At 72.3% G+C, this 21,856-nt stretch carries 22 protein-coding genes and 2 rRNA genes; 13 read left to right on the plus strand and 11 right to left on the minus strand.

Features of this window, described 5'->3' with window-relative positions; all coding sequences use genetic code 11:
• A partial coding sequence (locus JZ5iCDA_RS19365) for a hypothetical protein (RefSeq protein ID WP_216093413.1) occupies nucleotides 1-261 on the minus strand: 261 nt, incomplete at its 3' end.
• Between JZ5iCDA_RS19365 and JZ5iCDA_RS06965 the strand changes: the two genes are divergently transcribed.
• From JZ5iCDA_RS06965 to JZ5iCDA_RS06975, 3 genes are all read left to right on the plus strand, one after another.
• Nucleotides 233-733 carry a DUF2975 domain-containing protein gene (locus JZ5iCDA_RS06965; RefSeq protein WP_069386510.1) on the plus strand — a complete coding sequence of 167 codons (501 nt, stop codon included), beginning with the start codon at nucleotides 233-235 and terminating at the stop codon, nucleotides 731-733. The genes JZ5iCDA_RS19365 and JZ5iCDA_RS06965 overlap by 29 nt on opposite strands.
• Entirely contained in the window at nucleotides 733-978 is a 246-nt protein-coding gene (locus JZ5iCDA_RS06970) for a helix-turn-helix domain-containing protein (RefSeq protein ID WP_069386511.1), read from the plus strand. Before JZ5iCDA_RS06965 ends, JZ5iCDA_RS06970 begins: the two co-directional genes overlap by 1 nt.
• Nucleotides 979-1,060: 82 nt before the next feature.
• A complete protein-coding gene (locus JZ5iCDA_RS06975) occupies nucleotides 1,061-1,747 on the plus strand; it encodes a haloacid dehalogenase type II (RefSeq protein WP_069386512.1) in 687 nt (228 codons plus the stop codon).
• 691 nt (nucleotides 1,748-2,438) lie between these two features.
• On the opposite strand, the gene JZ5iCDA_RS06985 is transcribed toward JZ5iCDA_RS06975, so the two are convergent.
• Complete coding sequence (locus JZ5iCDA_RS06985) at nucleotides 2,439-4,217, minus strand: thiamine pyrophosphate-requiring protein (protein WP_069386514.1); 1,779 nt, start codon at nucleotides 4,215-4,217, stop codon at nucleotides 2,439-2,441.
• Between the two features lie 230 nt (nucleotides 4,218-4,447).
• Here JZ5iCDA_RS06985 and JZ5iCDA_RS19645 point away from each other — a divergent pair, with 230 nt between their 5' ends.
• Both JZ5iCDA_RS19645 and JZ5iCDA_RS19650 read left to right on the plus strand, forming a co-directional pair.
• Nucleotides 4,448-5,944 carry a hypothetical protein gene (locus JZ5iCDA_RS19645; protein ID WP_069386515.1) on the plus strand — a complete coding sequence of 499 codons (1,497 nt, stop codon included), beginning with the start codon at nucleotides 4,448-4,450 and terminating at the stop codon, nucleotides 5,942-5,944.
• A gap of 281 nt (nucleotides 5,945-6,225) precedes the next feature.
• Nucleotides 6,226-6,573: a PDDEXK nuclease domain-containing protein gene (locus JZ5iCDA_RS19650; protein ID WP_253181992.1), complete on the plus strand. Its 348-nt coding sequence runs from the start codon at nucleotides 6,226-6,228 to the stop codon at nucleotides 6,571-6,573.
• Nucleotides 6,574-6,577: 4 nt separating this feature from the next.
• On the opposite strand, the gene JZ5iCDA_RS07005 is transcribed toward JZ5iCDA_RS19650, so the two are convergent.
• A complete protein-coding gene (locus JZ5iCDA_RS07005) occupies nucleotides 6,578-7,453 on the minus strand; it encodes an oxidoreductase (protein ID WP_069386518.1) in 876 nt (291 codons plus the stop codon).
• Nucleotides 7,454-7,591: 138 nt separating this feature from the next.
• On the opposite strand from JZ5iCDA_RS07005, the gene JZ5iCDA_RS07010 reads away from it, so the two are divergent.
• Nucleotides 7,592-8,005, plus strand: a complete 414-nt coding sequence (locus JZ5iCDA_RS07010) for a winged helix-turn-helix transcriptional regulator (RefSeq protein ID WP_216093415.1) — start codon at nucleotides 7,592-7,594, stop codon at nucleotides 8,003-8,005.
• Between the two features lie 116 nt (nucleotides 8,006-8,121).
• On the opposite strand, the gene JZ5iCDA_RS07015 is transcribed toward JZ5iCDA_RS07010, so the two are convergent.
• A complete protein-coding gene (locus JZ5iCDA_RS07015; protein WP_216093414.1) occupies nucleotides 8,122-8,766 on the minus strand; it encodes a TetR/AcrR family transcriptional regulator in 645 nt (214 codons plus the stop codon).
• A 304-nt stretch (nucleotides 8,767-9,070) separates the two neighbouring features.
• On the opposite strand from JZ5iCDA_RS07015, the gene JZ5iCDA_RS07020 reads away from it, so the two are divergent.
• Both JZ5iCDA_RS07020 and JZ5iCDA_RS07025 read left to right on the plus strand, forming a co-directional pair.
• Nucleotides 9,071-9,763, plus strand: a complete 693-nt coding sequence (locus JZ5iCDA_RS07020) for an SDR family oxidoreductase (RefSeq protein ID WP_069386520.1) — start codon at nucleotides 9,071-9,073, stop codon at nucleotides 9,761-9,763.
• Nucleotides 9,760-10,938 carry a low temperature requirement protein A gene (locus JZ5iCDA_RS07025; protein ID WP_069386527.1) on the plus strand — a complete coding sequence of 393 codons (1,179 nt, stop codon included), beginning with the start codon at nucleotides 9,760-9,762 and terminating at the stop codon, nucleotides 10,936-10,938. The genes JZ5iCDA_RS07020 and JZ5iCDA_RS07025 overlap by 4 nt, the downstream gene beginning before the upstream one ends.
• A gap of 211 nt (nucleotides 10,939-11,149) precedes the next feature.
• Here JZ5iCDA_RS07025 and JZ5iCDA_RS07030 read toward each other — a convergent pair whose 3' ends face one another.
• Nucleotides 11,150-11,542 carry a MerR family transcriptional regulator gene (locus JZ5iCDA_RS07030; RefSeq protein ID WP_069386521.1) on the minus strand — a complete coding sequence of 131 codons (393 nt, stop codon included), beginning with the start codon at nucleotides 11,540-11,542 and terminating at the stop codon, nucleotides 11,150-11,152.
• Nucleotides 11,543-11,607: 65 nt separating this feature from the next.
• Between JZ5iCDA_RS07030 and JZ5iCDA_RS07035 the strand changes: the two genes are divergently transcribed.
• Nucleotides 11,608-12,297, plus strand: coding sequence for an SDR family oxidoreductase (locus JZ5iCDA_RS07035; protein WP_069386522.1), 690 nt, complete (start codon nucleotides 11,608-11,610; stop codon nucleotides 12,295-12,297).
• A 53-nt stretch (nucleotides 12,298-12,350) separates the two neighbouring features.
• Here the strand turns inward: JZ5iCDA_RS07035 and JZ5iCDA_RS07040 are convergent, their stop codons facing one another.
• Genes JZ5iCDA_RS07040 through JZ5iCDA_RS07055 form a run of 4 tightly spaced genes read right to left on the minus strand, consistent with a single transcriptional unit; the run spans nucleotide 12,351 to nucleotide 15,988 of the window.
• The gene (locus JZ5iCDA_RS07040; RefSeq protein WP_253181993.1) at nucleotides 12,351-13,565 is read right to left on the minus strand and encodes a serine hydrolase domain-containing protein; all 1,215 of its coding nucleotides are present in this window, start codon (nucleotides 13,563-13,565) and stop codon (nucleotides 12,351-12,353) included.
• Nucleotides 13,566-13,575: 10 nt separating this feature from the next.
• The gene (locus tag JZ5iCDA_RS07045; protein WP_253181994.1) at nucleotides 13,576-14,673 is read right to left on the minus strand and encodes a glycosyltransferase family 9 protein; all 1,098 of its coding nucleotides are present in this window, start codon (nucleotides 14,671-14,673) and stop codon (nucleotides 13,576-13,578) included.
• Nucleotides 14,670-15,407 carry an SDR family oxidoreductase gene (locus tag JZ5iCDA_RS07050; RefSeq protein WP_069386523.1) on the minus strand — a complete coding sequence of 246 codons (738 nt, stop codon included), beginning with the start codon at nucleotides 15,405-15,407 and terminating at the stop codon, nucleotides 14,670-14,672. Before JZ5iCDA_RS07050 ends, JZ5iCDA_RS07045 begins: the two co-directional genes overlap by 4 nt.
• Nucleotides 15,404-15,988 carry a hypothetical protein gene (locus tag JZ5iCDA_RS07055; RefSeq protein WP_083259751.1) on the minus strand — a complete coding sequence of 195 codons (585 nt, stop codon included), beginning with the start codon at nucleotides 15,986-15,988 and terminating at the stop codon, nucleotides 15,404-15,406. Before JZ5iCDA_RS07055 ends, JZ5iCDA_RS07050 begins: the two co-directional genes overlap by 4 nt.
• Nucleotides 15,989-16,333: 345 nt before the next feature.
• Between JZ5iCDA_RS07055 and JZ5iCDA_RS07060 the strand changes: the two genes are divergently transcribed.
• The 4 genes from JZ5iCDA_RS07060 to JZ5iCDA_RS07075 all read left to right on the plus strand — a co-directional run bounded on the left by JZ5iCDA_RS07060 (nucleotide 16,334) and on the right by JZ5iCDA_RS07075 (nucleotide 20,780).
• Nucleotides 16,334-17,671, plus strand: a complete 1,338-nt coding sequence (locus JZ5iCDA_RS07060; RefSeq protein ID WP_069386525.1) for a bifunctional o-acetylhomoserine/o-acetylserine sulfhydrylase — start codon at nucleotides 16,334-16,336, stop codon at nucleotides 17,669-17,671.
• Nucleotides 17,672-17,690: 19 nt separating this feature from the next.
• Complete coding sequence (metX, locus tag JZ5iCDA_RS07065; RefSeq protein WP_083259752.1) at nucleotides 17,691-18,983, plus strand: homoserine O-acetyltransferase MetX; 1,293 nt, start codon at nucleotides 17,691-17,693, stop codon at nucleotides 18,981-18,983.
• Between the two features lie 61 nt (nucleotides 18,984-19,044).
• Nucleotides 19,045-19,755: a maleylpyruvate isomerase N-terminal domain-containing protein gene (locus tag JZ5iCDA_RS07070; RefSeq protein ID WP_069386530.1), complete on the plus strand. Its 711-nt coding sequence runs from the start codon at nucleotides 19,045-19,047 to the stop codon at nucleotides 19,753-19,755.
• A 5-nt stretch (nucleotides 19,756-19,760) separates the two neighbouring features.
• Nucleotides 19,761-20,780 (plus strand): alpha/beta hydrolase, encoded by a 1,020-nt coding sequence (locus tag JZ5iCDA_RS07075; protein WP_069386531.1) that lies wholly within the window; start codon nucleotides 19,761-19,763, stop codon nucleotides 20,778-20,780.
• Between the two features lie 104 nt (nucleotides 20,781-20,884).
• Here the strand turns inward: JZ5iCDA_RS07075 and rrf are convergent.
• Together rrf and JZ5iCDA_RS07085 are read right to left on the minus strand one after the other, a co-directional pair.
• Nucleotides 20,885-21,001, minus strand: a 5S ribosomal RNA gene (rrf, locus tag JZ5iCDA_RS07080).
• A gap of 100 nt (nucleotides 21,002-21,101) precedes the next feature.
• A 23S ribosomal RNA gene (locus JZ5iCDA_RS07085) occupies nucleotides 21,102-21,856 on the minus strand; the annotation flags it as partial.

A 21,856-nucleotide genomic window follows, 5' to 3' on the forward strand; every position in this document is an offset into this window, starting at 1 on the left:
GACGGCGCCCGCCGCCGCGTCCGCGCCGTCGCGGCCCGGCGAGGAGATGGTCACGGGCTGACGCGCCGGGGCCGCGCCGGGTCGCCCCGGCGCGGCCCTCGCGTCGCTCGCGTCGCTCGCGTCGCTCAGCGAGCGAGTCGGGCAGGCGCTTCGACGGTTCGGGATCGACTCATCGATCGAACAACGCGACGAATATCTTGAATATCGAGCGATCGCCATCGATGATCGCTGCATGAGTCGCATCGTCTTCACCGTGCTCACGCTGCTGATCTTCGGCGGGATCGCCATCGGCCTGTTCGCCCAGGCCGTGATCCTGCCCGGGATCGCCGCCGACGAGGTCAGGCACTTCCCTCCGTACGAGCCCTACCGCGTCCCGCTCCTGGCCGCCGGGATCGCCTTCATCGCCTGCGCACAGGTGGCGCTCGCGGCCCTCTGGATGCTCGTGTTCCGCGCCCAGGCGGGCACCTTCTTCCGGCCGGGCACGCAGCGGTGGGTGGTCACGACCGGCGCGGCGGTCGGCGTCGCGACGCTGCTCACCAGCGGCTTCTTCCTGTACCTGACCTTCTTCGGGATCCCGACGCCCGACGACGAGGACATGGGGGAGCTGGGGCTGTGGATGGTGAGCGGCCTGGGATGCCTGATCGGCGTCGCACTGCTCGGTGTCGTGCTCGTGACCCATCGGCTCGTCGCGCGAGCGACGGAAGCGCAGGCCGAGCTGGACGGCGTGCTCTGATGGCGATCGTCGTCGAGATCGATGTGCTCCTGGCGAAGCGGAAGATGTCGGTCGGCGACTTCGCCGAGGCGATCGGCCTGAGTCCGGCCAACGTGTCGGTGCTGAAGAACGGCCGCGCGAAGGCGGTCCGCTTCTCGACGCTGAACGCGATCTGTCAGGTGCTCGACTGCCAGCCGGGAGACGTGCTGCGGTGGGTCGACGACGGCACGAACCCGGGGCCGCGCCCTCCGGGGCACGACGACTGACAGCCGTCACTCAGCTCCCTCGACGAGATCCCACCCCCGGAACAACTGGAATGGGTCCAGCGTCGGACGCGTTCATCGCGACATGGGAACCCCCGATGACGCCCGCCCGTTCATCGTGTTCGACGTTCTGGGGACGCTCGTTGACCAAGCCGGCAGCATGCGGAGGTCCGTCACAGCCGCTACGGGATGGAACGAGGCAGATGCAGACCATCTCGTAACCATGTGGCTCGACGACGTCGCCGCGCGAGAGCGCGAGATCATCGCCGGAGACGCCGAGTTCGCCCCGAGCCAGGACTTGGACGCCGCGTCGCTGGCTCACCTCGTTGCGGAAGGTGCGCTACCTGCCGATCTGAGCGCTCCGCTCGCTAGCGCATCGAGAAAGCTCGAGCCGTGGCCCGACTCCGTCGAAGGTCTGGCAAGACTGGCCGAGGACATGACCGTCGGAGGGCTGTCCAACGCCAGTCACCAGGTGTTGTCCGACTTGATCAAGGCCTCCGATATGAGATGGCACCTGACGCTGTCGGCCGAAGACGCCAAGACCTACAAGCCCGACTCAGCCATCTACCAGCTCGCGCTGGCAGCCGCACCGGCAGGATCAGAACCGCCGTATCTCGTCGCCGCTCACGCATGGGATCTCCGCGCAGCTGCCGACGCCGGACTGCAGACCGCTTACGTGCCGCGGCCGGGTGGCGATTCGCCGGAGATCGATGACCATTTCGACATCTACGCCGAGGACCTCGCCGACCTGCACAGGCAACTTCTCGGCTGAACCCGCCACACCTTGAAGCGGAACTCCACCACATCGCCACACGTAGGAACGTTCGGACCCGCGCTTGCCGACGTCCCGGCCGGCGTGTCGGCGGGATGCGGCCGTGCGCGAACTGCTGAGGAGTCGCTGTCGCCTGACGAGCGGTTCGCGCGCTCGTTCCCGGTCCGTATGGGCCTGGCGGCACCGATCGGTTGCCCGCCGTTGCTGCGGCGACGGCGAGCATGGTGGCTACGAGCGGCGCTCTCGTGGTGGTCCCGGTCGTCGTGGGCCTCGGCGAAGTCCTCCCGGGCCTGGGCGTCCTCGCGCTGGGCGGCGGCCGCGTCGTCGAGCGCGTGCCACAGCGCGTTCTTGCGGTCGGCCGTGTTGGGGTGGGCGCGGGCGTCGACGTCGACTCCGAACCGGGCGCCGACCTGCTCGCGCACGACCTGGTGGGCTTCGCGAAGACGAATGGAAGCCGGTACAGCCTGAGGCCGCGGCGCTCGATGGTCACGGTGACGGCCCGGGGGGTGGTCAGGCACCACGAGCTGATCACTGACGCTCACCACGGCATCGCCCGTGATGCCCTCCTGGGCCAGGCTTGCGCTGACCTTGTCGGTGTAGGGGCGGGCGCTGTGGTAGTCCAGGCGCAGCGGCGCGGTCAGGTCCGAGACGTCGAACAGGCGCTGGCGGGCGACTCGCGTGGTCGCGGTCGTCAGCCCTCGTGCTCGCGCTGCTCACGCAGGAGCCGCGCCGCCTGGTCGCCCGCGTCCTCCTGCTCGAGGCCGCGCAGCGCCTGCTCGACCTTCTCCTCGGGCTGCAGCGGCGCGAGGAGCGGCGTGTCCGGGTCGACGATCGCCTCGACGACGACCGGCCGGTCGGCGTCGAGCGCCTCCTGCCACGCTTCGCGCAGGTCGTCGCCGGCCTCGACCCGCAGGCCGGCGAGGCCGAGCTGGTCGGCGTAGGCGGCGTACGGGAAGTCGGGCACGGTCTGCGACGTCGGGAACCGGGGGTCACCCTCCATCTCGCGCTGCTCCCACGAGACCTCCGCGAGGTCGCCGTTGCTCAGCACGAGCACGACGAACCGCGGGTCGGCCCAGTCGCGCCAGCGGTGCGCGACCGTCACGAGCTCGAGCAGCCCGTTCATCTGCATCGCGCCGTCCCCGGCGAGTGCCACGACGGGCCGGTCGGGGTGCAGGAGCTTCGCCGCGATCCCGTACGGCATCGCCGAGCCCATCGACGCGAGCGTGCTGGACAGGTGGGCGGGGACGCCCGGCGGGAGACGCAGGAACCGTGCGTACCAGTAGACGGCCGAGCCGACGTCGACCGCGACCTGCGCGTCGTCGGGCAGGAGCCGCGACAGCTCGTGCACGACGCGCTGCGGGTTGAGGCGCTCGGTCTCCTGCAGCACGCGCTGCTCCGCGACGTCGTGCCACGAACGCACGAACCCCTCGACGTCGGCACGCCACCCCTCCCGTTCGGGGAGCAGGGGTACGAGCGCCTCGAGCGTCGCGGCCGCGTCACCGACGAGCGGCACCTCGACGGGGTACTTCGCGCCGATGTTCCGGGCGGTGACGTCGACCTGCACGGCGCGCGCCTGGCCCGGTTCGGGGTAGAACTCGGTCCACGGGTCGTTGCTCCCGACGATCAGCAGGGTGTCGCAGCCGGACATCAGCTCGGCGGACGCCGTCGTGCCGAGGTGGCCCATGACGCCGCAGTGGTACGGCAGCGACTCGTCGAGCAGGGGCTTGCCGAGCAGCGACGTCACCAGGCCCGCGCCGAGCCTCTCGGCGAGCGCGCGCACGTGCTCCTCCGCGCCCTGGGCGCCCTGGCCCACGAGCACCGCGACCCGCTCGCCCTCGCCGAGCACGCGCGCCGCCTGCTCGAGCGCGTCGGCGTCGGGGACGGCGCGGCTGCGCGCGAACGTGGCCGACGAGTGCACGATCCCGTGCGCGTGCGGCGCGTCCGGCAGGGGTGCCTGCTGGACGTCGTGCGGCACGATCACGCACACCGGGCTCGACGTCGCGAGCGCGGTGCGGAACGCGGCGTCGAGCACGTGCTCGAGCTGCTCGGGCGCCATGACCGTCTGCACGTACTGCGCGCACACGTCCTTGAACAGCGTGTGCAGGTCGACCTCCTGCAGGTAGCCCGCGCCCAGCGCCGTGCTCACCACCTGCCCGACGACCGCGACGACCGGCTTGCGGTCCAGCTTGGCGTCGTACAGGCCGTTGAGGAGGTGGACGGCGCCCGGGCCCTGCGTCGCGAGGCACACGCCGACCGAGCCCGAGTACTTCGCGTGGCCTGTCGCCATGAACGCGGCCATCTCCTCGTGCCGGGCCGTGACGAGCTCGACGTCGTCCGCGCGACGGCGCAGCGCCGCGAGGATCGGGTCGATGCCGTCGCCGGCGTACCCGAACACGCGGTCGACGTCCCAGTCGACGAGGCGCTGCACCAGCCCGTCGGCCACGGTCGGGTTCTCGGTCGCGTCGGTCATCGTGCCTCCTGAAGGGGACGCCGCGCGGTCGCGGCACGGGCGCACGGCGGTCACCGGCGCGGCGGACGTGCCTCCATGCTGGGAAACGGCGGGCGCGCACGCATCCCGCGGCGTGGACGACGTCACGTCCGACGGCGCCCGGTGAAGGTTCTGGGCGGACGCCGGGCAGGCGCGGGGCGAGGACGGCGGAGGAGGCGGCGCCGGGGTCCGGGCGTCGGGACGATACGGCCGTGGACGACACGAACCCGGACGACGCCGACGTCTCCCGACTCGAGCCGCAGCCCGGCGCGCACCTCGGATCTGCCGAGCGGAGCGTGCGGCGGGTCGACCCGGGCCTCGCCACGGTGCACGGGCTGTGGATCGGCGCGCTCACCGGAGCGGCCGTGCTCGCCGCGGTGGGCGCGCTCCTCGGTCCCGGCCCCGGCGTGGGCGAGCGGCTCGCCACCGCCGTCGCCCTGTCGGCCTGGCTCGGGCTCGTCTGGGTCCCGATCACGGCGTTGTGGGGCTGCATCGCGGGGTACGTGGGCGGCCTCGCGGCACGGCTCACCGCCCGCGTCCTCGTGAGCGTCCCCGCGGCACCGGTGCTCGTGGGCGCGGTGGCCGGCGCCGCGGTCGGCTGGGCCGGGACGTTCGTGGTCGACGTCGGGCTGACCCCCACCTCCGTCGCCGCGGTAGTCGGCGCAGGAGCGCTCGTCGGTGCCGTGGCCGTGGCGCTCGAGCGCCGTGGCGGACGTCGCGCGGCGCAGGGAGGACGCCCGCGCCACCGGGGCGCGCTCACGGCAGGGACGGCCGTGCTGGCCGCCGTCGCGTGGCTGTGGACGGGGTGGGTCTCGCTGCAGGCCGAGCCCCTCTGGGACGTCGACGAGACGTGCGGACCCCTTCTGGGCTTCCCGTCCGGCGAGATCGGGTTCGCCAGCGGTGGGTTCCCGCTCCAGGGCTGGTGCCTCGGCGGCACCTCCGAGGTCGTGCCGACCCAGCCGGTGTGGCACGCGGTGCTGGCGACGGTGCTCCTCACCGCGGCGGGGGTTGCGACGGTCGTACTGCTGGCGCGGCGTCTCGGTGCCTGGCGCTCGCGGGCGGGGCGTGCCGTGGCCGGCGCGGTCCTCGCTGTCGCGGTCGGGGCGGGTGCCGTGTGGGCGTGGGCGGCGGCCACCGCCGGCCCGTCCGACGTGGACTGGCAGGAGCTCGCCCGGCAGCGGGATGCGGCCGACGCGCAGGAGTACGCCCAGCAGGCGCCGCCGCCCGTGTCGTCCGGGGCGGGGCCGTCCCCCGCGGCGCCCGAGCCTGCGCCGTCGGCCCCGGCACCGGCGGTGAGCGGCGCCGCCGCACGCGCCGACCTCGACGCGCTGCGGGTCACCGCCCAGGACGCCGGCGGACCGGACCTGCTGTGGCCGGAGCCGCTCGCTGTCGTCGACGCCCCGTGCACCGCCGCCGACGGGACGGCCGGTGCCCAGCCGTCGCTCACCGGCCGGTTCACCACGCGCGACCTCGCGACCGCTACCGACAACCTCGACTTCCTCTCGATCACCCAGGCCAACGAGGACGTCGCCGAGCGCATCGTCCAGGCGTGGTCGCAGGACGGGCTCGGCACGCCCGAGCCGCTGCACGGCGAGTGGTGGCAGAGCCCGACGCCGGACGGCCGGACCACCGTGGAGATCGCGCACGTCGGCTTCGAGGAGGGCGTCGGCGTCGTGCAGGTCGACGCCGCGTGCGCGACGCGGCCCTGAGTGCGGTTCCGGGCAGCAAGGTCGTGACGAGCCTGGCCGCGGACCTGCAGCGCGAGTTCCCCGACCAGCGTGGCTGGTCGAGGTCGAACCTGCTGTACACGCGTCGGCCGGGGAGACCTGGGCCACCGAGGACGAGCTCGTCCAACAGCCCGTTGGACGATTGCCGTGGGGCCACGTGACGGTGCTGCTCGATCGGCTCGACATCCGCGACGAACGCGACTGGTACGCCGCACGGGCAGGCGGAGGACGGCTCATCCCGCGCGGTGCTCGAGCACCAGATCATGGCCGATCTGCGACGCGCCGTCGGTGCGGCGCCGACCGACTTCACCGCAGCGCTGAAGGCCCCGGACTCCGAGCTCGCGCAGCAACTGGTCAAGGACCCGTACGCGTTCGAGCACCTTGCCCTGGTCGAGCGCGTGGCCGAGCGTGACGTCGAGCAGGCCCTGATGGACCGCCTGCAGGACTCGATGCTCGAGCTCGGTCGCGGTATGGCGTTCGTCGGACGCCAGGTGCGCCTGAGCGTGCCGGACGACTTGAGCGAGCGCGTCGACGAGTTCTTCGTCGACCTGCTGTTCTTCCACGTCGAGCAGCTGCTCTACGTCGTCGTCGAGCTGAAGGCAGGAGGATGACGGGTCAGGCGCCGATGCGGTCCAGCTCGGCGAGGTCGTCCTCGGACAGCCGGAGGCCGGCGCCGGCGACGTTCTCCCGCAGGTGCGCGACCGACGAGGTCCCCGGGATGAGCAGGATGTTCGGCGAGCGGTGCAGGAGCCACGCGAGGGCGACGGACATCGGCGTGGAGCCCAGACGGGCGGCCACGGCCGACAGTGCCGCGGACTGCAGCGGGCTGAAGCCGCCGAGGGGGAAGAACGGCACGTAGGCGATGCCGCCGGCGGCGAGCCGGTCGACGAGGTCGTCGTCGCGGCGGAACGCCAGGTTGTACATGTTCTGGACGCTCACGACGGGCGCGACGGACCGCGCCTCGGCGACCTGCTCCGCGGTGGCGTTGCTGACGCCGAGGTGCCGGATCGCGCCCTGCTGCTGCAGGTCCGCCAAGGTCTCGAAGGCCCGGGCGACGGGCTCGTCGACCGGACCCGCCGCGTCGCCCAGGCGCAGGTGGACCAGGTCCAGCACGTCGAGGCCGAGCGTCTCGAGGTTGTCGTCGACCTGCCGGCGCAGCTCGTCCGGGTGCCGGGCCGGCGGCCACCCGCCGTGCTCGTCGCGGACCGCGCCGACCTTCGTCGCGACGTGGAGACCGGCCGGGTAGGGGTGCAGCGCCTCCCGGATCAGCTCGTTCGTGATCCCGGGACCGTAGGCGTGGGCGGTGTCGAGGTGGGTGATGCCCAGCGCGGCGGCTTCACGCAGCACCGCCAGGGCGCCGTCGTGGTCGGCGGGCGGCCCCATCACGCCCGGTCCCGCGAGCTGCATGGCGCCGTACCCGAACCGGGTGACCGTGAGGTCGCCGAGCTGCCAGGTGCTGCCGGGGAGCGCGGTCGTGGTGCTGGTGGTCATGTGTCAGGCCCTTTCGAGGAAGGTCGGCGGCGCCGGTCGGCGCCCGCCGCCATCCTGCGAGCCGGTGCTACCTTCCGGGAAGGAGTTACCCAGAAGTGCGTAGGTATCCACCAGGGTCGAGGAGGCGTCGTGGCGACCATGACCGCAGGGCAGAAGCGCGCGCAGGCGAAGGCGGAGTACGACGCGTTCCTCGCCGCGTGCCCCAGTCGGCAGCTGCTCGACCGTGTCTCGGACAAGTGGGTGACGCTGATCCTGTCCGCGCTCGGCAGCGGCCCGGACTGCGCCGGGGACCCGCGCCCGATGCGGTACTCCGAGCTCGCGCGGACGCTCGCCGGGGTCAGCCCGAAGATGCTGTCGCAGACCCTGCGGGCGCTCGAGCGCGACGGTCTGGTCTCCCGGACGGCGGAGCCGACCGTGCCCGTGACCGTGTCCTACGAGATCACCGAGCTCGGACTGTCCCTGCACCGCACGGTCCGTCAGCTCAAGGCCTGGGCGGAGCAGCACATGGACGACGTGCTCGTGCACCGCGCCCGCTACGACGACGCGACGTAGCCACCGATCGCGCCGAGGTCACGCGAGAGCGCAGCGATGACTGCGACGCACGAGGGCGCGTGCTCGGCGCGGCCGACGCCGGCGTCGACTCGGCCGGCTCCGAGATCGGCCGTCCGCTACGCCTGACCCGCCGCGTCCTGTGCGGCGACAGCCGGCCACAGCGAGGCGACGACTCGCTCGGCGAAGTCGGTCGGGACGTCGCGTCCATACCGGTTGAAGTCGGCGAAGTAGCTACCGAAGCAGAGCGTCGCGACCATGTCGACGTCGACGTCTGAGCGGACCGCGCCACGGGCCTGGAGATTCGCCAGAACGTCCGCAAGCTCTTGGCAGCGCGGCTGATTGGCGAGCTCCCTCATCTGCGTGTGCAGACCCGGTGCGCGTTCCGCTTCTGCCATGAAGTTGCCGTGCAGCGTCATGGCGCGCGGGTTGTGGTAGCGCGGGTCGAGCCGACGCACCGCCTCGACCATCGCATCTCGAGGGCTGAGCTGCTCGAGGTCGAGGGGCGGATACGCCTCGCGCTGCTTGCGCAGGCCGTAGCGCAGGGCGTCGAGGACCAGCGCGTACTTGTCGGACCAGCGTCGGTAGAGCGTCGGGCGCGTGACGCCGGCGTCCGTGACGATGTCCCGGATGGTCATCGACGAGTAACCCTTGGTCGCGAGGAGCTTGCGGGTCGACGCGATGATCGCCTCTTCGATCGCTGGGTCGCGGGGGCGCCCAGTGGTCGGCGCCGGCTCCTCGCCCCTCGGATCCTTGCTCGACACGATCACTCCTCCGCCTCCCGGCTCGCCCTGGTTTACAGGTATTGACCGTAACGATGCCGTCCACTACGGTCCACACCGGGGGCATTTCGTTACAGGAGGTGTCTGTAATGAAAGTCGTCGACGAGCGTGGGGAGGGCGGGGTGCTTCTGGCGGCCCACCTTCAGGCGCCGCGGATGGCGGCTCTCGTGCCGAATGCGCTCGAACTGACTCAAGTTCCGTGGAGGACGGCATTCGCCTGCTCCCTCCAATCCGACCCGCAACTCGAGCGCGGCGGCTCGGACAAACATCGAAAGGAAGCTCTGCGATGACGACGACACTCATCACCGGGGGAAACCGGGGGCTCGGCTACGAGATCGCCCGTCGACTGGTCGAGGCGGGGCAGGACGTCTGGATCGGCGCCCGCAACCCTGCTGACGGTCAGGAAGCCGCTGATCGCCTCGGTGCCCGCCACATCCCGCTCGACGTCACGGACGACGCCTCGGTCGAGGCTGCCGCGGCCGTGATGCGCGAGCAAGCAGGTCGCCTGGACGTCCTCATCAACAACGCCGGCATCCTCGGCGAGGTGGCAGCGCCGGAGGAGATGACGGCGGAGCAGCTTCGGCCTGTGTATGAGACCAACGTGTTCGGGGTCGTGCGGGTCACCCACGCCTTCCTCCCACTGCTGCGGCGGGGGACGGATCCGTCGGTGATCAACATCACGAGCGGCATGGGGTCGTTCACGTTGACGCAGGACCCGGCTCGCGTCGAGTCGCAGTACACGCTCGCCGCCTACGGATCCTCGAAGAGCGCCGTCACCATGCTCACCACGCAGTACGCCAAGACGATCCCGGACATCCGCTTCAACGCTGTCGACCCCGGGCAGACCGCGACGGATTTCACCGGCCATGTCGGCCAGAGCATCGAGGAAGGTGCTGAGGCGGCAGTGCGGATGGCCATGCTCGGTGCGGACGCACCCACCGGAACGGCCACCGACCGCGAGGGCATCCTGCCGTGGTGACCGGACAGCTCCGGCGTCACGGCGGTGCTGAGACCCAGCGCGCCGCGACGCTGGAGCTGTTCTACGACCTCGTCTTCGTCTTCGCGATCACCCAGATCTCGCACCTCTTGCTCGATCGCCTCACATGGGTCGGGGCAGGTCAGGCGGCGATCGTCCTGCTCGCCGTCTGGTGGTCGTGGAACTACACCACCTGGGCGACGAACGAGCTGGATCCGAACACCAATCCAGTCCGTTTCCTCCTGATCGCGCTGATGGCGGGGACCTTGCTGTTGGCGATCGCCATCCCTGAGGCCTTCGGTGACCGCGGACTGCTCTTCGCCGCCGCATATCTCGCCATCCAGGTCGGACGCCACGCGTTCATCACCTGGGTGGCGGCCCGGCGGGGGACGGTCGAACGAGAGCACGCTGCGCGCATCCTCGTCTGGTTCTTGATAGCAGGATCGTTCTGGGTTGCCGGTGGCCTTGCAGAGGGTGGCCCAAGAACATGGCTCTGGATCCTGGCGCTCGCCCTGGACTATGTTGCTCCGCTCGCCATGTTCCCTCTTCCGCGTCGACCTCGGCTGGCGGCGGGCTCCTGGCGTATTGCCTCCGGACACTTCACCGAGCGGTTCGGACTGTTCGTCATCGCGGCTCTCGGCGAGACGATCGTGCTGACCGGAGCGACCACAGGCGCACATCACCTGGACATCGCCACCATCGCCGCTCTTGCGAGTGCGTTCGCCGGCACCGCCGCTCTCTGGTGGCTCTACTTCGTATCGACCGCCCGGATCGGAGAGCAGTCGCTGGAAGCCGAACCGACTCGCACAGGCCGTGCCCGCGACATCTATACGTACGGTCATGTGCTGATAGTCGGGGGAATCATCCTGACCGCTGTGGGCGATGAGATCGTCATCGCCCACCCATGGCATTCCCTCGAAGGAGCGCAACTGCTCGTGGTGGCTGCCGGTCCAACCCTCTTCCTCATAGCGCAGCTCGCCTTGCACCTGCGGGCCACGGGGCGGGTCGCCTACAGCCGGGTGGCAGGAATTGCCGGCTGTGCGGCTGTCGGGCTGCTCGGGTCCGCGCTTCCATCGATAGCGGTCGGCGCGGCCCTGGTCGCGACGCTCGTTGCGGTAGCGGTGCTGGGCGGCGTCGGGTCTCACCTCCGCAGCAAGAACAGGTGCGCTCGCACCTGATGGCAGCGAGGACCGAGCACGCTTCAGCCGTCCTCACGCAAGCGTGCTCGAGTCCTGCAGCTCAGCCCCTGTTTCCGGTCGGGGTTCGGTTCGAGCGCAATACCCTGGCGACGAGCAAGAGGGTTGGGCGGCCAGTTCGGACAGCACGCCGCGGCGGTCGTCGTTCGCTCCGGCCTGGGGTCGCCCGTGGCTCCCGGGGCTGGTGTCGTCGCTAAGAAGGGGTCGCACATGCCTGCTGGCCAGCGCGCTGCGCCCGAGCCGCGTAGTTCTCGCGCCCTGTCCGTATGACGTCGTCGAGCTTGTCGCGCGTCGCGGTCAGCTCCTCCAGCTGAGCCTGGACACGAGCGCGCTCGGCCAGCAGCCGCTCATGCATCTCGTCGGTGAGGCCGCCGTGCTCCATGCAGGGCAGGATCCGCAGGACCGCCTTGCTGCCGAGCCCGGCGGCGTAGAGGCTCTGGATGAACTTGACCCGGTCGACCGCCTCGGGCGTGTACTGGCGCTGCCCGCTGGCGCTGCGCCCGGCCACCAGCAGCCCCTGCTCCTCGTAGTAGCGCAACGCCCGTACGCTCACGCCCGCCAGTGCGGCGACCTCTCCGATACGCATGCGCCCCCTGACCGCTCGATCTGGACTTGACCCTGACGTCGACGTCAGGTCCTAGCGTGCCAGACATGACAACTGCACTCATCACCGGCGCCAACCGCGGCCTCGGCCACCACTTCGCTGCCGAGCTGCTCGCCAGGGGAGCGACGGTCTATGCCGCCGCTCGCGAGCCCGCCACGATCGACCTGCCCGGCGTCCGGCCTGTCGTCCTGGACGTCACCGACTCCGCCGCGGTCGCCGCAGCCGCCGACCTGGCCGGGGACGTCGACCTGCTGGTCAACAACGCCGGCATCTCGACCGGGGCGCAGCTCCTCGGGGACCTGGACGGCGTGCGCGCCGAGATGGACGTCAACTTCTGGGGCGCGCTGTCGATGGTCCGCGCGTTCGCTCCCGTCCTCGCGGCCAACGGCGGCGGAAAGATCGTCAACGTCGCCTCTGCGCTGTCCTGGTTCTCCGCCCCGGGCGCCGGCGCGTACGCGGTGTCCAAGGCTGCGAACTGGAACATGAGCAACGCCTTGCGCCTCGAGCTGGCGACTCAGGGCACGCAGGTCACCTCCGTGCACCTGGGGCTGGCGGACACGGACATGTCCAAGAAGCTCCAGGGGCCGAAGACCGACCCAGCCGACGTCGTCCGCACGGTGCTGGACGCCGTCGAGGCGGGCGAGCTCGAGGTCGTCGTCGACGAGTGGAGCGCGATGGTCAAGGCCTCGCTGGCCGAGGACCCCCGCACGTTCTACGACCGGTTCCTCACTGCCTGACCCGTCCGTCACGACGAGTCCGGCGGGCAGACCGCAATCGTCGGGAGGCCAGCTCAGGCCCGCGCGGTGACCAGCTCGTCGATCCGCCGCACCGGGCCCCAGGCCCCGCCCTCGGCGTTGGACACGACGACGACCGTCGTCCCCGGTGCGGCGGCGGCGGGCAGGTCGCTGCCCTCCGCGGCCGGGTCCGGGTAGTGGCGCAGGATCGCGCTCGACCCGGTGTTGATGCCCTCCTTGTACGCCGAGCGCACGCTCCCGTCGGCGCGGAGCTCGAACTCGAGCCCGAACCCGTAGTGCACCTCGGCGGTGCGGTCCTCGTCGCCGAGGTCCGCGGCGTCCTTGGCGTCCGTCTCGTCGGTGTCGCCGTCGTCGTGCTTGACCTGCGGCGTGAAGAACGCGCGCGTCAGGTCGGGCGGGAGGAGGACGCCGTCGCGCACGGCACCGAGGAACCGGGCGAGGTCCGAGGCCGTGACGTGCGCGCCGCCGTCGGGCGAGCCGACGGGCGGGTAGGAGTAGATGTTCTGCCGCCACCCGACGACCGGGCCCTCGTCGGCGCCGTCCGGGACGTCGCCGCGGACGGGCTCCCAGCCCTCGGCGACGTCGGGGGCGGCCTCGTCCATGCGGAAGAAGCCGGACGCCGCCATCCCGGCGCGCGCGAAGACGTGCTCGTGGACGTAGTCGCGGTACGTCTGCCCGGTGACGGCCTCGAGGGCCAGCCCGGCGAGCACGTACCCGACGTTGCAGTACCGGCAGCCCTCGCCGGGCGCGAAGTTCGGCTCCTTGTGGACGAACCCGGGGAGGAAGTCGGCCGTGCTCGTCACGGAGTAGCTCGGCCGGTCCACCCACAGGGCCTCGTAGGACTCGCCCGCCTCCTCGTCGGCGTCGTCGGCGATGCCCGACGTGTGCGTGAGCAGGTGCCGCAGCGTCACCTCGTGGGGGATCGCGGTGCCGGCGAGGTCGACGTGGTCGTGGACCCGGTCGTCGAGACCGAGCGTGCCCGCGCCGACCTGCTGGAGCACGGCGACCGCCGTGAACAGCTTGGTGACGGACGCGACGTCGAAGCGCGTCGTCGTGCGGACCGGCACGCCCCAGCGCCGCGAGGCCACCCCGTAGGCCCGCTCGAACACCTCCTCCCCGTGCCGTTCGACGCGCACGACGCCGGAGAACCTGTCCGCGGCGGCAGCCGCCGCGAGGTGCCGGTCGAGGGCGTCGAAGGCCTGGGGCGAGGAGGTGTCGAGGGGCATGTCGGAGGGCACGGACGGGGCCATGCCGTCGACCCTAGGCGTCGGCGTCAGCCTCCGTCAGGAGGTTTTCCGCCGCCGCGACCACCTCGTCGACCGTCGCGCGCTCGAGCGCCGGGTCGACGTCGTCGCCGTGCGGGTCGCCGAGGTACGTGACGTCGCCGCCCGCAGGCACGAGCTCTTCGCCGTGCCACACGACGACGTGCCGCTCGGGGTCGATCGCCGGCCCCCACAGCGCGGGCGGCGTCGGACCGAACAGCACGACCGACGGCGTCCCGTACGCCGTCGCGAGGTGCGCGACGCCCGTGTCCCCGGACACGACGAGCCGGGCCGTCGCGACGACGTCCGCGAGCGCGGCCAGGTCGAGCGTGCCCGAGGCGTCGTTCACCGAGCCGCCGGGCGCCAGGTCGTCGCTCGCCTGCGCCACGACCTCGGCGCACAGCTCGAGCTCGGCCGGGCCGCCCGTCACGACGACGTCGTGCCCGGCGTCCGCGAGCCGGCGCACCACCGCGGCGAACCGGTCCGCGGGCCAGCGCCGTGACCCGGACGCCGCGCCGGGGTGCACGACGACGTGCGTGCCGCGCGACGCCGGCGGCTCGAGCCGCAGGTCCTCGCGCGCGCACCGCCCGCCCGCCCAGGTCACGAGGCGGCACCAGCGGTCCACCTCGTGCTCGTCCTCGTCCCAGTCCGGGCCGGGCACCACGGCCTCGTCGGACCGGAACGCCACGAGGAGGTCGGGCTTCGTCTCGAGGAGGACGCGGTGGCTCTCCGGCCCGCTGCCGTGGAGGTTGACGGCGACGTGCCCCGCGGGCGGCGCGTCCGTCACCGCCTCGGCCTCCTCGCCCCAGCGCAGGGGCTCGAGGCCGGTCGTCGGCACGACGCCGTCGACCAGGCCCAGCCCCTGCAGCCAGCCACCGACCTCGCTGGGCGCCGCGAGCAGCACGCGCCGGCCGGGCCAGGCGCGCCGGACGCCGCGCAGCGCCGGGATCGCGGTCACGGCGTCGCCGAGGCCGAGCGCGCGCAGCACGAGCACGGTGCCCTCGTCCTCGCCCTCGACGACGGACGGCAGGTCGGGGGCGAGCTCGCTCGCGCCGTCGCCGGTCAGGTCCTCGGGTCCCGTCGCGGCGTCGCTCACGGCCACGACGTCTCGCCGGAGGCCATGACGAGCATCTCGCGGATCTCGCACCCGACGGGCTGGCGCAGCGCGGTGATCACCGCCTGGGCCGTCGCGCGCGGGTCGTTGAGGTCGGCGTCGGGGCCCGGCTTGTACTGCTCGGTGCGGCCGTCGAAGAACGCGGTGCGCATGCCGCCGGGGACGAGGCACGTCACGCCGACCGTCCCGGCGGTCTCCGCGGCGAGCGCCTGGGAGAACCCGCGGACGGCGAACTTCGACGCGCAGTACGCGGTCGCGTCGGAGACGCCCTTGAGCCCGAGCGTCGACGCGACGGTGACGACCGTCCCGCGTCGCTCGGCGAGGTACGGCAGGGCGGCGCGCACGACCGAGACCGTGCCGAAGAGGTTGACCTGCACGACGCGCTCCCACGTCTCGACGTCGATCTCGTCGAGGCGCCCGCACGCGTCGGTGCCGGCAGCGGTCACGACGGCGTCGGGCGGGCCGACCTCGACCGCGAGGCGCTCGACCGCGGCGGCGGCCGCCGCCGAGTCGGACAGGTCCACGATCGCGTGCAGACCGCCGTTCGCGGGCGCGACCCGATCGAGGACGACGGGCTTGCCGCCCGCCGCGGTCACCGCCTCGGCGACCGCGGCCCCGAGGCCGCTCGCGCCGCCCGTGACGTACACGGTGCCGACCTCGCGGGGCACCGGCGCCGGGGAGTCGGCGGGCTGCTGGAACGTGGTGGGGGAGGTCATGCGGTGGTCTCCTTCGTGGTGGTGGGGGAGGAGGACGTGGGGGCGTAGCGCCCGGAGCGCTCGAGGATCGACGTCGTGGACCGTCCGGCGACGAACGGCAGGACGACGACGCGCCCGCCGTGGCGGCGCACGACCTCGGCCTCGGGCAGCGTGTCCTCGGTGTAGTCGCCGCCCTTGGCCCACACGTCGGGGCGCAGGCGGTCGAGGGCGTCGCGCGGGTCGTCCTCGTCGAAGACGACGACCTCGCTGACGCAGTCGAGCGCGGCGAGCACGCGGGCGCGGTCGGCCTGCGTGACGACGGGGCGGTCGGGCCCCTTGAGGCGGCGCACGGACGCGTCGCCGTTGAGCAGGACGACGAGGTGGTCGCCGAGCCGGGCCGCGGCCTCGAGCGTCGCGACGTCGCGGGTGCCCGCATCGCCGGGCGTCGCTCTCGCGCCCTCCTCGGTGCCGGGAGTCGGTGCGGGGGCGGCGGGAGCCCCCGGGGCGACGCCGACGCCGAGGCCCAGGACGAGCGCCGCCACGACGCCCGTCCCGACGAGGCGACGTGGTGCGCGAACCGCTCCGCGCGCTGTCTGGCGCATCCGTCTCCTCCTCCTGGTGCCGTCGCCCCGTCCGTCGAGCGTGCCCGAGCGGTGCCCGGTCCGCGATCGGGACTCCTGCTTCTCAGCATGTGGTCTCGCGATGCGAGACACGCCTTCCGGGCGCTGCCGTCGCTGCCTACTGTCGGCACATGACCCGTCGAATGTGTTGCTGACCTCAGCGCACGTTCGCCTGCCCGCACGGCGGGGCTGCCACGACGGCGGCACCACCCGGGCACCACGTCCCGCGTGCGCGATCCCCCGCCGCGGCCGGGTCTCCCGCCACCTGCCACCGCGGCCTCCGTCCCGGCGCACGAGCGCCCACCACCGTCCCGCAGGAGCGAACCGATGAGCACGGAGCAGTCCCCCGCCTGGTCCTTCGAGACCCGCCAGGTCCACGCCGGCCAGCAGGCCGACCCCAGCACCGGCGCCCGCGCGCTGCCGATCTACCAGACGACGTCCTTCGTGTTCCCCGACGCCTCCGTCGCGGCGGACCGCTTCGCGCTCAAGGACCTCGGCCCGATCTACACGCGCATCGGCAACCCCACGCAGGAGGTCGTCGAGAACCGCATCGCCTCGCTCGAGGGCGGCGTCGGCGCGCTCCTCCTGGCGTCCGGGCAGGCCGCGACGACGTTCGCCATCCTCAACGTCGCCGAGGCGGGCGACCACGTCGTCGCGTCGCCGAGCCTGTACGGCGGCACGTACAACCTCCTGCAGCACTCGCTCGCGAAGCTCGGGGTCGAGACGACGTTCGTCACCGACCCGCACGACGCGCAGGCCTGGCGCGACGCCGTCCGCCCGAACACCAAGGCGTTCTTCGCCGAGACGATCCCCAACCCGCGCGCCGACGTGCTCGACATCGAGAAGGTCGCGGGCGTCGCGCACGGCAGCGGCGTGCCGCTCATCGTCGACAACACGGTCGCGACGCCCTACCTCGTGCGTCCGCTCGAGCACGGCGCGGACGTCGTCGTGCACTCCGCGACGAAGTACCTCGGCGGGCACGGCTCGGCGATCGGCGGCGTCATCGTCGACGGCGGCTCGTTCGACTTCGCCGCGGACCCGGAGCGGTTCGCGAGCTTCAACACGCCCGACCCGACGTACGACAGGCTCGTCTACGCGCGCGACCTCGGCGTGAACGGCATCCTCGGCGCCAACCTCGCGTACGTGCTCAAGGCGCGCGTGCAGCTCCTGCGCGACCTCGGCTCGGCCATCTCGCCGTTCAACGCGTTCCTCATCGCGCAGGGCATCGAGACGCTGTCGCTGCGCGTCGAGCGCCACGTCGCCAACGCGCAGAAGGTCGCCGAGTGGCTCGAGGCGCGCGACGAGGTCCGCACCGTCCACTACGCGGGCCTGCCCTCGAGCCCGTGGCACGCGAACGCGCAGAAGTACCTCCCGCGCGGCGCGGGCGCGGTGCTCGCGTTCGAGCTCGACGGCGGCACGGAGGCCGGCCAGGCGTTCGTCTCCGCGCTCCGGCTGCACTCGAACGTCGCGAACATCGGCGACGTCCGCTCGCTCGTCATCCACCCGGCGTCGACGACGCACAGCCAGCTCACGCCCGCGGAGCAGGCGCTGTCCGGCGTGACGCCGGGCCTGGTGCGACTCGCCGTCGGCATCGAGCACGTGGACGACATCCTCGCGGACCTGGAGCTCGGCTTCACCGCCGCCAAGTCGGCGCTGGACGCCTGAGGCCGCGGCGGGACGCGCGATGACGGATCTGGACGCCCAGGGCGCCGCCGGCGCCCTGGGCGTACCGTGGCCGGCGGTGAACCTCGCGACCGACGCGCCGCAGCCGCGGCGGGCCAGCACCGCGTCCCCCCGGGGCGCGGGGTCGTCGCGCGCCCGCGTCCGTGCGGCGGTCCCGGCCACGGGCGCGTGGCGCGAGGGGGACGACGCTGGGAACCGGCGCTTCGCGGACGTCGGCACGTTCGACCTCGAGGCCGGCGGCCGGCTCACCGACGTGCGCGTCGCGTACGAGACGTGGGGCACGCTCGCGCCGGACGGGTCGAACGCGGTGCTCGTGCTGCACGCCCTCACGGGCGACTCGCACGTGACCGGTCCGGCCGGTCCCGGCCACGCGACGGCCGGCTGGTGGCAGCAGCTCGTCGGGCCGGGCGCGCCGATCGACACGGACCGCTGGTTCGTCGTCGCGCCCAACGTCCTCGGCGGCTGCCAGGGCACCACGGGACCGGCGTCCCTCGCGCCCGACGGCGCGCCGTGGGGCAGCCGGTTCCCGCGCGTCACCGCGCGCGACCAGGTCACCGTCGAGATCGAGCTCGCGCGCGTGCTCGGCATCCGGTCCTGGGCCCTCGTCGTCGGCGGGTCGATGGGCGGCCACCGCGTGCTCGAGTGGGCGATCCTCGGGCCGGAGGCCGGCATCGAGGTCGAGTCGATCGCGGCGGTCGCGACGTCGGCGCAGACGACGGGCGACCAGATCGCGTGGGCGCACCCGCAGCTCGGCGCCATCCAGGGGGACCCGGCGTTCCGCGGCGGCGACTACTACGACGCGGCCGACGGCGACGGCCCGCACCGCGGGCTCGGTCTCGCCCGGCAGATCGCGCACGCGACGTACCGCTCCGCCCACGAGCTCGACGCGCGGTTCGGCCGCCTGCCGCAGGGCGGCGAGGACCCGTTCGCCGACGGGCGCTACGCGGTCCAGTCGTACCTCGACCACCACGGCGACAAGCTCGCCCGGCGCTTCGACGCCAACTCCTACCTGCTGCTCACCCAGTCGATGCTCACGCACGACCTCGGGCGCGACCGCGGCGGGGTCGAGGCCGCGCTGGCGACGATCACGGCGCACGCCCTCGTGGTAGCGGTCGACTCCGACCGCCTGTTCCTCCCGGCCGACTGCGCGCGCATCGCGGCCGGCATCCCCGGCGCGGAGCCGCTGCGCACGCTCCGCAGCGACTACGGCCACGACGGCTTTCTCATCGAGCACGAGCAGCTCGGCCCGATCATGGCCGACTTCCTCGGCGAGCGGACACGCGCCCGCGGCTGAGGCCGCGACCCGTCGGCGTGCGTCCGCGCGCGGACCCCCGCGGGACGGCAAGATGGCGGGCATGCACCCCGACGCCGCGGACGCCGCCCGCCACCTGCGCGACCAGTGGACGACGCTCGACCGGTGGCTGCGCGACCTGGGCCCCGAGCTCGGACGGGCGGCAGGCCGACCGAGCGTGCTCGCGGGCTGGACGGTCGGCGAGCTCGTCTCGCACCTCGGCCAGGTGTGGGACACGCTCGCGGGCTGTGAGCGCGTCCCCCCGGGCACCGTCCCCCTGAGCCTCGCGGAGTACCTCGGGACCTACCCCGACCGCGCCGAGGAGATCACCGCGATCACACGCGCCCTCGACGCCGAGCTCGCGCCGCACCGCCTCGCGGGCGTGGAGGAGCGCGCGACGGCGGGCACGGCCCGCCTGCTGGAGCTCACCGACGAGACCGTGGTCCGTGCCCGGCGCGGCCCCATCACCCTGCGCGACATGGTCGTCTCCCGGGTCGTCGAGCTCGTCGTGCACGCCGACGACCTCGCACGGTCGCTGCCCGAGGTCGTCGCGGACCCGGTCGACCCGGGAGCGCTCGACGCCGTGGCGGCGGAGCTGCTCCGGGTCGTCGTGACCCGCGGCGGCTGGAGCCTTGAGGTGCGGGACCCGCTGCTGTGGGCACGGCTGGCGACCGGCCGTGAGCCGTACGACGTCGACCGCCTGGCCGAGGCGCTCGGACCGCTCCACACGTCCGAGGCAGTGCCCGACCTCGGCCGCATGCTGCCGCTCCTGTGACGACCGTGCCGCAGGAGACGACCCGGGACACGGCGCGGGACACGGCTCAGGACACGGCGCAGGATGGCTGGCGCCCCGACGTCCTCGGTGACGGGTACCAGCAGCGCACGCTGGAGCTGCCCGACGACGACGAGGGGCCGGTGGTCGCGACGCTCGTGCGCTACGCGCCCCCGACACCGGAGGCCGTGCGGCCGGCGCGCGCCGTCCTCTACATCCACGGCTGGAGCGACTACTTCTTCCAGACCGAGCTCGCCGAGCACTGGCACGCGCAGGGCGCCGCGTTCTACGCCCTGGACCTGCGCAAGTACGGCCGCAGCCTGCGTCCCCACCAGACGCCGGGCTACACCGACGACCTCACGGTGTACGACGCGGACATCGAGGCCGCGCTCGCCGCGATCCGCGCGGAGCACGGCACGCACGCCGCCGTCATGCTCATGGCGCACTCGACCGGGGGGCTGGTCGCCGCGCTGTGGGCGCACCGGAATCCCGGCGTGATCCGTGGCCTCGTGCTCAACAGCCCGTGGCTCGAGCTCCAGGGGTCGTCCGTCGCCCGGACCGTGTCCGGGCCGGCGATCCGCCAGCTCGCACGGTTCCAGCCCCGCGCTCCCCTCCCCAACGTCGACCCGGGGTACTACGCGAGGACGCTGCGCGACCGCGAGGACGGGACGTGGACGATCGACGCCGCCTGGCGGCCGGTGCCGTCGTTCCCCGTCCGCGCCGGCTGGTTGCGCGCCGTCATCGCGGGGCACGCGCAGGTCGCCGCCGGGCTCGCCATCGACTGCCCGGTCCTGGTGCTCCTCGCCGAACGGTCGTTGTTCGCGACGAGGTGGAGCGAGGACATGCGGTCCGCGGACACGGTGCTCGACGTCGGTCCGCTCGCTCGGCGTGCCGCGCACCTCGGCCCGGTGATGACGCTCGTCCGCATCCCGGGCGGCATCCACGACCTGACGCTGTCCGCGCCCGGCCCGCGCGCACGGTACTTCGCGGAGATCGTGCGGTGGGTCGCCGGCTACGGCTGGTCGTGAGCCGACCGCGCGATGTCCCGCGCCGGCGACGAGGATCTACCGGAGAACTGGCCCGAGAAATGCCGAAGGCCCACCCGTGGGGGGTGGGCCTTCGGTGAAGGGTTGTCCGGCGGCGTCCTACTCTCCCACCCCGTCTCCAGGGCAGTACCATCGGCGCTGAAGGGCTTAGCTTCCGGGTTCGGTATGGGACCGGGCGTTTCCCCTTCGCTGTGACCGCCGTAACTGTATGGAACCTTGTCAACTCCGGGCACCACCGGGTGGTGGTGGGGTTGGTGGTTCGGGAACCGCACAGTGGACGCGTAGCATTGAGTTGTTGAGAGGTTGGTGAAGTTGTCGGCTGATTAGTACCGGTCAGCTGCACGGGTCGTTGGTCCCCGTTTCCACGTCCGGCCTATCTACCCAGTGTTCTGCTGGGTGCCTCCCACCCTCTAGGGGTGTGGAAACCTCATCTTGAAGCAGGCTTCCCGCTTAGATGCTTTCAGCGGTTATCCCTTCCGAACGTAGCCAACCAGCGGTGCTCCTGGCGGAACAACTGGCACACCAGAGGTTCGTCCGTCCCGGTCCTCTCGTACTAGGGACAGCCCTTCTCAAGTTTCCTGCGCGCGCAGCGGATAGGGACCGAACTGTCTCACGACGTTCTAAACCCAGCTCGCGTACCGCTTTAATGGGCGAACAGCCCAACCCTTGGGACCTACTCCAGCCCCAGGATGCGACGAGCCGACATCGAGGTGCCAAACCATGCCGTCGATATGGACTCTTGGGCAAGATCAGCCTGTTATCCCCGGGGTACCTTTTATCCGTTGAGCGACGGCGCTTCCACAAGCCACCGCCGGATCACTAGTTCCGACTTTCGTCCCTGCTCGACCTGTCAGTCTCACAGTCAAGCTCCCTTGTGCACTTGCACTCGACACCTGATTGCCAACCAGGCTGAGGGAACCTTTGAGCGCCTCCGTTACATTTTAGGAGGCAACCGCCCCAGTTAAACTACCCACCAGGCACTGTCCCTGGTCCGGATCACGGACCGAGGTTAGACATCCGAAGCGGCCAGAGTGGTATTTCAACGTTGACTCCACCCG

The sequence above is a fragment of the Cellulosimicrobium cellulans genome, from assembly GCF_001722485.1.
In the GTDB taxonomy this organism is placed as follows: domain Bacteria; phylum Actinomycetota; class Actinomycetes; order Actinomycetales; family Cellulomonadaceae; genus Cellulosimicrobium; species Cellulosimicrobium cellulans_A.